Source organism: Leucogemmata humicola (assembly GCF_055379415.1).
The window spans coordinates 1,073,845-1,085,809 of record NZ_AP040875.1; the positions used below are offsets into that span (position 1 = coordinate 1,073,845).

The 11,965-nt window shown below is 63.8% G+C and carries 9 protein-coding genes; 6 read left to right on the plus strand and 3 right to left on the minus strand.

The window, feature by feature from the left end; all coding sequences use genetic code 11:
* Window positions 1-106 precede the first annotated feature (106 nt).
* Both AC6H4Z_RS04470 and AC6H4Z_RS04475 read left to right on the plus strand, forming a co-directional pair.
* Window positions 107-2,695, plus strand: coding sequence for a protein kinase domain-containing protein (locus AC6H4Z_RS04470; RefSeq protein WP_497545534.1), 2,589 nt, complete (start codon window positions 107-109; stop codon window positions 2,693-2,695).
* A gap of 143 nt (window positions 2,696-2,838) precedes the next feature.
* Entirely contained in the window at window positions 2,839-5,619 is a 2,781-nt protein-coding gene (locus tag AC6H4Z_RS04475; protein ID WP_497545535.1) for a hypothetical protein, read from the plus strand.
* Between the two features lie 12 nt (window positions 5,620-5,631).
* Here AC6H4Z_RS04475 and AC6H4Z_RS04480 read toward each other — a convergent pair whose 3' ends face one another.
* Together AC6H4Z_RS04480 and AC6H4Z_RS04485 are read right to left on the minus strand one after the other, a co-directional pair.
* Window positions 5,632-6,288, minus strand: coding sequence for a cysteine dioxygenase family protein (locus AC6H4Z_RS04480; protein WP_497545536.1), 657 nt, complete (start codon window positions 6,286-6,288; stop codon window positions 5,632-5,634).
* 21 nt (window positions 6,289-6,309) lie between these two features.
* The gene (locus AC6H4Z_RS04485; protein WP_497545537.1) at window positions 6,310-7,395 is read right to left on the minus strand and encodes a carboxypeptidase-like regulatory domain-containing protein; all 1,086 of its coding nucleotides are present in this window, start codon (window positions 7,393-7,395) and stop codon (window positions 6,310-6,312) included.
* 178 nt (window positions 7,396-7,573) lie between these two features.
* Between AC6H4Z_RS04485 and AC6H4Z_RS04490 the strand changes: the two genes are divergently transcribed.
* Together AC6H4Z_RS04490 and AC6H4Z_RS04495 are read left to right on the plus strand one after the other, a co-directional pair.
* Window positions 7,574-8,281 (plus strand): response regulator, encoded by a 708-nt coding sequence (locus tag AC6H4Z_RS04490; RefSeq protein WP_497545538.1) that lies wholly within the window; start codon window positions 7,574-7,576, stop codon window positions 8,279-8,281.
* Window positions 8,282-8,284: 3 nt separating this feature from the next.
* Window positions 8,285-9,838 carry a sensor histidine kinase gene (locus tag AC6H4Z_RS04495; RefSeq protein WP_497545539.1) on the plus strand — a complete coding sequence of 518 codons (1,554 nt, stop codon included), beginning with the start codon at window positions 8,285-8,287 and terminating at the stop codon, window positions 9,836-9,838.
* A gap of 182 nt (window positions 9,839-10,020) precedes the next feature.
* On the opposite strand, the gene AC6H4Z_RS04500 is transcribed toward AC6H4Z_RS04495, so the two are convergent.
* Window positions 10,021-10,143: a hypothetical protein gene (locus AC6H4Z_RS04500; RefSeq protein ID WP_497545540.1), complete on the minus strand. Its 123-nt coding sequence runs from the start codon at window positions 10,141-10,143 to the stop codon at window positions 10,021-10,023.
* Here AC6H4Z_RS04500 and kdpF point away from each other — a divergent pair.
* Window positions 10,143-10,232 carry a K(+)-transporting ATPase subunit F gene (gene kdpF / locus AC6H4Z_RS04505; RefSeq protein WP_497545541.1) on the plus strand — a complete coding sequence of 30 codons (90 nt, stop codon included), beginning with the start codon at window positions 10,143-10,145 and terminating at the stop codon, window positions 10,230-10,232. The two genes, AC6H4Z_RS04500 and kdpF, sit on opposite strands and share 1 nt — an antisense overlap.
* Window positions 10,233-10,249: 17 nt before the next feature.
* Window positions 10,250-11,965 (plus strand): potassium-transporting ATPase subunit KdpA, encoded by a 1,716-nt coding sequence (gene kdpA / locus AC6H4Z_RS04510; protein ID WP_497545542.1) that lies wholly within the window; start codon window positions 10,250-10,252, stop codon window positions 11,963-11,965.

Sequence of the window (11,965 nt, forward strand, 5' to 3'; positions counted from 1 at the left end):
GTCTGCATTTCTCAGTCATGTTTCGGGCTTGAGAGAACCGCGCGCGCGCCATATGATCACCTGACCGGCCCCGCGCCTCTTCGTCCGTTCGGCCCCTGGAGAGTTCTTGTCTGATTCGTCCGATCCCGAGTTCACCCCTTCCGACGTTGTCGTTCGTCTAAGGGCGGCGCTCGAGGGCCGATACGAGGTCCTGCGGGAGCTCGGGCGCGGCGGCATGGCAACGGTCTACCTGGCGAACGACGTCAAGCACGATCGCGAAGTCGCCATCAAGGTGCTCCACCCCGAGCTGGCGGCGTCGCTCGGCGGCGAACGCTTCGAGCGCGAGATCCGACTAGCGGCCAAGCTGCAGCACCCGCACATCCTGGGGCTCCACGATTCTGGCGTCGCCGGCGACTTGCTGTACTACGTCATGCCGTTCGTGAAGGGTGAGTCGTTGCGCGATCGCATCGATCGCGAAGGAATGCTGCCCGTCGAAGACGCTGTGGGCATCACCCTCGAGGTGAGCGACGCGCTGGGGTACGCGCATTCGCGCGGTGTCGTGCATCGCGACATCAAGCCCGAGAACATTCTGCTGTCCGAAGGGCACGCGTTGGTCGCGGACTTCGGTATTGCCCGCGCCATTGCCAACGAGGGGCAGTCGCAGAAGCTGACCGCCACCGGCATGTCGATGGGCACGCCGTACTACATGGCTCCCGAACAGGCGAGCGGCGAAGTCGTTGGGCCTACAGCGGACATCTACAGCCTTGGCTGTATGCTGTACGAGATGCTGGCCGGCGAACCGCCGTTCACCGGCAAGAACTCCATGCAGATCATGGCGCGCCACGCCATGGAACAGGTGCCGAGCATCTGCATCGTGCGGAGTTCGGTGCCGGACGAGATCGAGGAAGCGATCTTCGCGGCGCTCGGGAAAGTGCCGGCGGATCGTCCGCAGACTGCCGTCCTGTTTTCCGAGATGCTCGGACTCCCAATGGGTGTCACGTCCAGCATGCGGACGCGGAATTTTACAGCGACGCGACGCACCGCATCAGGCGCGCAGCGCGTCGTCGCTCCGCCGCCGACTCCTGCCTGGCGTCGGCCGCTCACGCTCGCCGCGGGTGCAGTCGTCCTTGCCGCGGCTGCCGGATTTGGTGTCTGGCACTTCGTGCGACCGTCACGCGCGGTGGCGGCGAACGGCCCTGATGCGCATCGCATTGCCGTTCTGTATTTCGACGATCAGAGCAAGGATCACTCGCTCGGAGCGCTCGCGGACGGTTTTACCGAGGGGCTGATTCGATCGCTGGCCAATGCGCCGACGCTCACCGTGATTCCGCGCGACGGTGTCGAGCGCTTTCGTGGGTCATCAGTCGCCACGGATAGCATTGCCCGCGTGCTTCGCGCCGGATACATGGTTCGCGGCGAAGTGGAGCCCGCAGGTCCGCGCATTCGCGTCGCGCTGCGCCTGGATGATGCGAGCGGCGTAAACCTCCAGCGGTCGTCGATTTCGGTTTCGGCGGACAGCCTGAGCGGAATGCAGGAGCGCCTGACCATCGCCGCATCCGATCTCATTCGCAAACAGCTCGGCTCCGAGATTCAGATCAAGCAGGAGCGGGCGGCGACGGACAACTCCGCGGCGTGGCTACTGCTCCAGCGTGGGCAGCAACGCCAGAGGACTGGTGAGAGCCTGAATTCAAAGGGCGACACGGCGGGTTTGAACCGCGAATTTCTTGCGGCAGATTCGCTCTATGCGGCGTCGCAACAGCAGGATCCGAAGTGGTCCGAGCCTGCGACGTTGCGTGCGGCGCTCGCGTATCGTCGATCGCGTCTCGCCGCGGGCGATCCGCCGACGATTCGTAAGTGGATCGACGTCGGGTTGGGTTTTGCCGATCAGGCGGTGGCGAACGACGCGAGCAACGCTGACGCCTTCGAGACGCGCGGCAATCTGCGCTACTGGAGCTGGGTCGCGGCCATCGAGACCGACGCGGCCAAGCGCGAGTCGGCCCTTCTTACGGCAAAGACAGACCTCGAGAAGTCGACGACGCTGAATCGGAATCAGGCTGGCGCGTACGCCACGCTGTCGCATTTGTACTATCAGGTTCCGTCGATGACGCCGTCGGACGTCTACATCGCCGCTCAGCGCGCGCTCGAGGCCGACGAGTTCCTTGCCAACGCGAACGTCATTTTCTCTCGTCTGTTCAATGCTGCGTACGACCTCGGGCAGTTCGACAAAGCGGAGCAGTGGTGCACGGCCGCGAAGCAGCGCTTTCCGGGGGACGTGCGCACCGTTCGGTGCCAGCTCTATCTCCTGACCACTAAGAGTCTGCCCGCGAGCGTGTCTACCGCGTGGAAGTTGGCCGATTCCGCCGTGGCGATGGTTCCGCCGGCAGCTCGGCCACGAGAGCGGTTGACCGAGGACATGCTCGTGGCGGCGATGCTCGCCCAGGCGAGCAAGACGCAGCCGAGTCTCGCGGACAGCGCGCGTCATGTCGCCCGCCGGTCCGAGGGTACGGCGGTGAACGATCCGACGCGCGATCTCGCTTGGTTTGGCGCCTTTGTATCCACTTTGCTCGGCGACAAGGACGACGCGATTCGTCTGCTGAAGCAGTACCTCGCCGCCAACCCGCAGCGCGCCATATCGTTGCGAACGGATCCAGGCTGGTGGTTCCGCGATCTCGAAAAGGATCCGCGCTTCCGCCAGGTCGTAGGCGCCGCGCCGTAGCGTCCGCGCGACAGGTGTTGTAGCGCCGTCGCCCGTCTTGCGACCTGCATCACAAACCCATCTATTGCTCGTCCCGGTTCGATCACACACTGCGATCGCGCCGAGGCGTTTTTACGCCTGCTCCAAGAGAGAGATCTGCGACGATGCGACGCTCTGTTTTTCGTGGTACTTCCCTCGTTGCACTCGCTCTCGTCGTCGCGTCGTGTACGGATCGCAACCCAACCGGAGCGGCCTCGGCGCGTTCTGCCGGGGTATCCAGCTTCGTTCCAGCGAACGCCTGCACGACCCTTAGTAATCTCATATCGCTCGTCAACGCGCTGTTCGCGGCTGGATCGCCGAACCTCACGACGCTGTTGACGAAGTTGAACGACCTTCAGGCTCAATTGGCGGCGGGCAATACCGCGGCCGCGCAGGACCAGGCGCGGAGCATCGTCGCCCTCGTACGGCAGCAGGCAGAGGCGGGCGCACTGGCGGGAACGGTTGCGCAGCTTCAGTCGCTCATCAGCTCCGTGTTGTGCTACGCGGGGCTGTCGCCGGACACATTCCTCGTCGTGCCGACGGATGCGCCGCGCGTGTTCGTGACGGCCGACAAAAAGGCTGGCGTGTCGCTGCAGGGCAATACGGTGACAGCTCCGACGCTGATCACGATTACGCAGCTGCCCACGGACGTTTCGCCGCTGAACACCAAACTCGATGTGTATCCGGGTTTCGTGCTCGTCACGCAGTCTGGTCCTCTCACCAAGGCGGCGGTCGTCGGCGTTTGTCCGTCGGCGAGTGTCCCAGCGAGCGTGCTGCCACGGCTTCGGCTCGGCCACCAGAAAACGAGCGGGTTCGAAATCACGCCGTCCGCCGATGCGAGTTTCCTCGACTGCTCGAGTGCCTCGGCGAGTCGCGCATCGAAGTGGTTGCAAGCCGTCGCGAGTCTGATTCTCCCAAAGCCCCTATATGCAAAGGTGCTGGCGGGCGGCATCGGTGGACTGGCTACTGAGTTCAGCCCGTTCGGTCCTGTCGACACAGAGATGCGCTTCGCAGGCGGCGTTGGCGGAACCGCCACGGAGTTCCAGCTGCCGGCGGTACGCGATTCGAACGGTGTGTCGCGACCTGCGGCTGCGACCACCGCGATATGCCCAGTGGTTGAAGGAGCTGTTGGGGGGGCGGTCTCGCCGGATTGTCGTCCGGGTGTGACCCTCAAGACGGCCAAGGGAACGCTGCTCCAGAATGTGCCGGTCAACTGGGCCATCGGCGTTGGCGGCGGCGCTGCGGCGCCCGAGGCATCGGGAACGCGGACGTGCGGCGCCTTTGGCGCGACGGCAGCGACGGCCACCGACGCGACCGCGAGGGCAGGCGTGTGCTGGAATCTCGGACCAGTCGCCGGGACCAACACGGTCATCGCGACGCCGTCGGTTGGCGGCGACGTCCCGCCGGGGGTGAGCTTCAGCCCGGCGAACATCACGTTCGAGGCGACTGCGAAACTGATCACGCCAACGGCGACAGCCACTGGCGGCACGTTCGATTTCGACGGTACGGGACATTCGGGGAGCGGTACCTGCTCCAACGGTCTCACGCCGGTGCTCAGCTATAGCGGCGCCGGCTCAGTGCCGGTGAGTGTTGGGTCGTATACGCTGACGGTCACGTGCGGCGCAGGTAGCGCGTCGTACAAGCCGGTGAGCCAGACGGCGGCCATCGAGATCAAGCCGGCAAAAACGACGGCGACGATCACCTGTCCGGTCTCCGTCACGTTCACCGGTACGGCGCTCGCGCCCTGTACGGCGATCGTGAGCGGTGGCGGGCTCACGCTGAGCATGCCGCCCACGTACACGAACAACGTGAGCGTTGGTACGGCAACGGCGGTGCTGGCGTACGGCGGGGACGTGAACCATTTGCCGAGCGATGGGACCGCGACTTTCAAGATTACTAGTGTTGCATCGTCCGTCGTGGTGACGTGCCCAGCGTCGGTCGTCTTTACTGACGCGCTGCTCACGCCCTGTACGGCAACGGTGACGGGGCCAGGTCTCTCGGTTTCGGCGACGCCGACGTATTCGTCGAACTTCAACGTTGGAACGGCGACTGCGAGCGTCAGCTATGCTGGCGATGCAAATCATGCCGCGAGCACCGGCTCCGCGACGTTCAACATCACTGCGGCGCCGACGACCACGTCGGTGAATTGCCCGACCTCGGTAACATTCACCGGCTCGCCGTTGACGCCTTGCGTGGCGACGGCGACGGGACCGGGGCTCAATCTTCCGCTCACGCCGGTGTACGCGTCGAACGTTGCGTCAGGCACCGCGACGGTGACCGCCAGTTATCCGGGCGGCGGCAATTTCCTCGCAAGCAACGGATCGTCGAGCTTCCAGATCACTGGCATGACGACGACGGCGCGGGTGACGTGTCTGCCCTTCGCGCTATATACCGGATCGCCGGTCACGCCGTGCACCGGATTGGTCGAGGGCAGCGGACTACACCTCGTCGTGACGCCGACATACACGTCGAATGTCGTGGGTACTGCGACGGCGACGGTCAACTACGCCGGTGGTAGCGGCTACGGCCCGTCGAGTGCGTCGAAGACATTCCAGATCTACTACGTACAGGCGGGAATCTTCGGTGCGCCGCTCTCGTCGGTGCGCCCGCCGAGCCAGTCCTTCGTCACCAAGGGTACGCCGATCACGGCGAATATCACGCTACTTTCGGCGCTTGGCGTCGGCGTGACTGGGGCGTCGGGCAGCATCACCGTGCAAGACGTCGGTCCAAACGGAACGAGCACGCCGGTGACCGTGCTGTCGTCGGCGAACGCGTTCAGTTCGAATGGCGATGGGAGCTACTCCTCGACATTCAGCACGTCAGGCCTCGCGTCGCTGCACTACTACATCGTGTCTGCGTCGTGGAACGATGGATCGGGGACGATTGGCTGGTTCTACCTCAAGTAGCCGCTCGCTGGATCAATTCGGAACGACGTCGGTCGGGCACGGCGCATTGGCGTAGCCCGACCGAAATGCGGTTACCGTGCCGGCGTTGGGATCGAACTTGTGCCGCCACACGCAGGCTGTGTCGTTCGCCAGCAGGTGAATCGAGATCGACGGTGACGCCGACGTCGTTTTGACGTAGTGGATGTCGTCGGTCGGCGGAATGAGCGGATAGCACGCTCCGCGGGTCAGGTCCTGCCGCTTCGACACCTCGAGCTCCGCGCGCAACGGATCGCTCGCGTCGTCGAGGCGCCGATATACGGTTTCGCGCTGCTCTCCGCGATATACGCCGACGATTCCCCAGGCCAAGTGGTCGTGTACCGGGGTTTCGGCTCCCGCTGGGATGACGAGCGAAAACAGGCAGAGCGATCCATCTTCGGCGCGGTACAGCGCGTATTGGCCGATGCCGTCGCCCATTCGACTTTTCTCATCGGGCCCGGCAAACTCGTCGGGGAGCCAGCCGTCGGATTCGAGGAGTCGCGAGAACATTGGCATGAGCGCGTCGATCCGATCGGCATAGTCGGCGTCGCTGGACAACTGGTGCGTGGCTTCGTCGATCAATTGCCTGATCTCTGGTGTGTCGACGAGAAAACCGAACGCATCGTGCGCGTGGTGATGATGTGTGTCACACATTCGAAAACCTCGTTGCTCGAGCTACGGCCGTTTCGACTCGTCGCCCGGTTTTCCGTGGAGGAATTGTACAGCGATCAACCGCTGCTCTTCGCGCGCGGCGGTTGGTGTGTCGGGAAGCAGCGACTTCGCCGCAAAACGATTCACCGATTCGATCCCGACGATCATCGGAAGAGTGGGGAGCATTTCGCCGAAGTACGTCACCGCTTCGGTCGAGACGAGCCCCTGAAGGCCAGCCGGGATTCGACTCAGGCGCAACACTGATCGCCGGATCTGGAACGTATTCTGATCGAGGTACATAGTGCCGTTCACGTCGGGATCCTTGATCCTCGCCGAAGCGGTGAAGTCAACGCGTAGCAGATCGTCTCCGGCGACGGTCTCCACGCCACCGTTGTAGAAGCAGTGATTGTCGATGAAGGTCGGGTCGGCAAACGTCACGAGCGTCGGAATGTTCATCGTCATCCCACCGCCACCGAAGATGCGTGAGATGCCGCCGTGTCGCTCGAGCACTGAGCCCGGCCGATACGCCCACAGCGCCGAGCTTGCAACCGAGTTCGTATCTGCGCGCTCGAAGCGCGTTCTCCCGCTGCGAAGCGACGTGGAGAACGACCGCTCAACTGAGTAGATGTACGGGTATGTGCGCGCCAGCAACTGATACTGTTCGGCATTCATGTGCAGCTGATCAAACACGGCAGCAAACGCCGAATCTGAGGCGGCGGCAGGCGCGCCTGGTTTTGTGCATGGCGGGTAGTCATGCACTTCCATCGTGGCGAGACGCACCGCGATATGCGACAGCGTTACGCGGACGGTATCCGTCCGCCCGGCGTGGACGTCGACGGTCAGCTCGACGGGCGAATAGCCGAGGTGTCGAACGCGTAAGCGCAACGGTCCAGCGGGAAGGCCGCCAAGATAGAACACGCCACGATCGTTGCTGAAACGCTCCTGGGACAACGACGGCGCGGACACGACGCTATACGGCAGCGGCAGATCGCCTTCCTTCATCGTCACGAAGCCGACGACGGCGCCGGACGAATCGGCGCGAGGCGAACCAGTCCCTTGACCGCGAGCCACCGCGGCCATTCCCAGGAGCAGGACAGCGATACGAATCACGGGCGTTGCCGCGGCGACATTGCGTCCTCTGCGGGTGGGGCGTGTGAGTCCGCAAAACGTGCGACGTTTTGGCCAGTCGCGCGAGTGGCGAGCCCCGGTTTCGCGTCCGGCGACGAGGTAGGTACCTTGAGTGCGACGCACGACGTGTGCGTACCGAGCGCGAGAGTCCGAACCCCGCATGACCGACCGAACTGGCCGAGCGCAAACGATCCTCGTCATCGACGATGAGCCGCAGATTCGGCGCGTCGTGCGCAACGCGTTCGAGGGCGACGTCGCGCGTGTGCTCGAAGCAGCCACAGCGGTCGAAGGGGTCGACCTCGCGGCGGCGGAGCAGCCCTCGCTGATCATTCTCGACCTCGGGCTTCCCGATCGCGACGGACGAGACGTGTGTCGCGACCTCCGCGCGTTCACCGCCGTGCCGATCATCGTACTCTCTGCGCGGCACGAGGAGCGAGAAAAGATCTCGGCGCTGGATGCGGGCGCGGACGATTACGTCACCAAGCCGTTCAGTACCGCAGAGCTGCAAGCGCGCGCTCGCGCCCAGCTGCGGCGTGCCGCGCCACGCGATCAAGACGGTGGCACGCGCGTCACGCTCGGCGACTTGGTTGTGGACCTCGTTGGTCGAGTCGTCACGAAGAACGGCGAGAATGTGCATCTCACTCCAATCGAGTGGGAACTGCTCAAGACGCTCGTCACGCACGCTGATCAGACGCTCACGCACCGACAGCTCTTCACGGCAGTGTGGGGCAAGTCGCACGGCGACGCACAGCAATATCTCCGCGTGTACGTCGGTCAACTCCGCCGAAAGATCGAAGCTGACGCAGTGCGACCGCGATACATCAAGACGGAACCCGGCGTGGGGTATCGCCTGCAAACGAGCGGCTGACGCGTGACGCCAGACCAGGAAGTTCCGGGCAAACGCCGCATTCCGATTAGAGAAGCGGTAGTCGCCTTCGCCGGGCTCGCGGCGGTCACTGTCGGAATGCTTTTCGTTCGCACGCGCCTCGACAAGGCGCACGTTGCCCTCATCTACCTGCTTGTCGTGTTGGGCGGGAGCGCCGGTGCCGGGCGCGTCGTGGGCCTGAGCATTGGCCTGTCGGCATTCCTGCTCTTCAACCTGCTCTTCCTGCCGCCGTACTACACGCTCACGCTCACCGATCCACTCGATTGGCTGGTGCTCCTGGTCTTCCTCGCGACCAGCATCGTGGCTGCCGAGCTGCTCGACCGCCAGCGACGTCAGGCCGAGCTTGCCGCCGCCCGCGCGCGTGAGCTGGATCGCTTGGCAACGTTGGGCGCCGAGACGCTCGATGCTGCTCGCGCGGAGCAGGCGCTTGTGGCAATCGCGGAAGTCATTTGCCAAACCGTGGGCGTGGAGCGCTGCGAACTCTTCGTGTGGGAGCGCGAGCGGAACGAATTGCGTCGTGTCGCAGCGAGCGCGAACCGCACTGCGACCGAGACGGACGCGACCGAACTCATGAAGTATGTGGCGGGCACGCGTCGCAGTGCGATCGAACACGAGGATGGCACCATTCACGTCGTCGACGACGCGAGCACCGCGCCTGGGGCTCAGGATGAGCGCGTCGGACGAGCGTTCGCCATAGCGCTGTCGGCGCGCGGAGAGACGGTCGGCGCACTGCGTATCAGCGGGCGAACCACGTTCGCGCTGTCGGCGGATCAATGGCGCGTCCTCACGGCGCTGGCGTACTACGCCGCGCTGGCGACCTACCGCTTGCGATTGGAGCAGGCGGAAGAAACCGCCGAAGCGTTGCGACGCGCGGACCATGTGAAGGACGCGCTGCTCGCGTCGGTATCGCACGACCTTCGCACGCCGCTGACGACGATCAAAGGCCTCGCCCAGGAAATTGCCCTCGACGGACAGTCGCGGGCGCTGGCGATCGGCGATGAAGTCGACAGGCTCGCGCTGCTCGTTGACGACCTGTTACAGATGTCTCAACTGGACGCCGGTGCGGTGCAGGTGACTCCCGAGTTGAATACGGTCGACGACCTGATCGGCGCCGCGCTGCAGCGGGCGGAGACCGTATTGCGCAACCACCGCGTCGAGGTGCGGGCGCTCGATACCTTGCTCGTCGGGCGATTCGACTTCGCGCATTCGTTGCGCATCCTCGTCAATCTCCTCGAGAACGCCGCCAAGTATTCGCCAGCGGGCGCACCGATCGAGCTCGGCGCCGAGCGACGCGACGATCGCATCGAAATCACCGTGGCCGATCGGGGCGCAGGGGTTGCTCCAGCGGAGCGCGACCGAATCTTCGAGCCGTTCTATCGTGCTCCCGGGACTACACCCGACGTTCGCGGCGCCGGCCTTGGCCTTTCGATCGCTCGCCGACTGGCCGAAGCACAGCACGGCCGACTATCGGTCGACGGTCGAGCTGGCGGTGGCAGCGTCTTCTCCCTCAGCCTGCCAGCGGCCGACCTCCCGTCGTGAGCGATTGGGAGCGCGCGCGCGACGCGCGGCTCCGACAATCCTTGTGAGTTCCTTATGCCGGCGCCGCGCTCCCTTGTGCGGTCCTTACGCCTCATCGGATAGCGTATCAGAGCGCCGATGGGGCGTTTTGCTTTCCCCCCGGATCCAGGCGCAGTCAACGGTATCCAGATGAATGATCTGATCTACATACTCGGAACGATCGCCTTCTTCGCGCTGATGATCGCATACGTGCGCGCCTGCGATCGGTTGGGACACGCGTCTTCTGCCGACAGCCGGAACGGTGCTTCGTCGGAGGGGGGGAACAATGAGCCTCGATAGCTGGATCGCGGGCATTCTCGCGGTCGCTGTGCTCGTCTACCTCGTTTACACGCTCCTTCGCCCAGAGAAGTTCTAGGAGTTTCGACTTTCTATATGACAGTCAACGGTTGGCTCCAGATCGCGCTGTTCAGTCTGTGCATTCTGCTCGTCGCAAAGCCGCTCGGCCTCTATCTCGTCAAGGTCTACGACGGATCGATCGGCTGGCTGCGGGCGGTCGAGCGCGTCATCTACAAAGTCTGCGGCGTCGACCCCACAGAGGATCAGCACTGGACGCGATACGCCGCCGGCGTGCTCCTGTTCAGCGGTGCGACGATGCTCTTCACGTATGTCGCGTTGCGACTGCAACACCTCCTACCGCTCAACCCTCAGCACATGGCGGGCGTGGTGGACCGGCAGGCATTCGAAACGTCGGCCTCGTTCACGACGAATACGAACTGGCAGTCGTACAGCGGCGAAGCGCTGATGTCGTACTTCTCGCAGATGACGCAGCTCGCCTATCACAACTTCGTCTCGGCTGCTGTCGGAATGGCTACTGCGGTAGCGCTAGTTCGCAGCTTGTCGCGCCGGTCTGCAGGGAAGCTCGGGAACTTTTACGTCGATCTCGTACGCGGCACGTTGTACGTGCTGCTTCCGCTCTCCTTCCTCATCGCCTTCGTGCTCGTTCAGCAGGGCGTGATTCAGAACTTCAAACCGTACCTCGACGTCACTACGCTCGAGGGTGCGAAGCAGACGATCGCAATGGGCCCGGTCGCAAGCCAGGAGACGATCAAGCAACTCGGCACGAACGGCGGCGGGTTCTTCAACGCCAACTCGGCGCATCCATTCGAGAACCCGACTCCGTGGACCAACTTCTGGTCCGTCTTCATGATCTTCATGATCCCGTCGGGCATGGTCTACATGTTCGGCCGGATGGTGAAGAACCAGCGCCATGGATGGGCGGTGTGGGCGGCGATGTTCCTGTTGTTTTTCGTCGGCGTGACCACCGCGTACTGGGCGGAGGCCAAGGGCAATCCGATTCACGCGGCGCGCGGGCTCGATCTCGCGACGACCGCAACGAATCCTGGCGGCAACATGGAGGGCAAGGAGGTCCGATTCGGCATCGCCAATTCGGCGCTCTATGCCACTGTAACGACCGACGCGTCATGCGGCTGCGTCAACGCCATGCACGACTCCTTTACTCCGCTCGGCGGTCTCGTTCCGCTCGTGAACATGCAGCTCGGCGAAGTCGTATTCGGCGGTGTGGGAGCGGGCCTCTATGGCATCGTCGTGATGATCGTGCTCACGGTGTTCATCGCCGGGCTGATGGTCGGTCGAACGCCGGAATACCTGGGTAAAAAAATTCAGGCGCGTGAGATCCAGATGGCCATGCTGTACGCGCTGGTCTTTCCGGCGGCGATTCTCACGCTGACGGCGATTTCGGTGTTGGTCAAACCCGGGCTTGCGGGTCTGAACAATTCGGGCCCTCACGGCCTATCAGAGATCCTATACGCGTTCACGTCGACGGCGGCCAATAACGGCAGCGCGTTCGCCGGCCTGACGGGATCGACGTACTACTACAACACAACGCTTGGACTGAACACGCTCATCGGACGCTTCATGATGGCGGTCCCGATGCTCGCGCTCGGCGGGTTTCTCGCCGAGAAGAAAGTCGCGCCAGAAACGGCTGGAACGTTCCCAGTCACTGGCCCGCTGTTCGTCCTGCTTCTCATCGGCGTCATCCTCATCGTCAGCGCGCTCACCTTCTTTCCGGCGCTCGCGCTCGGACCGATCGTCGAGCACCTGTCGATGGTCGCCGGGAAGGTCTTCTAA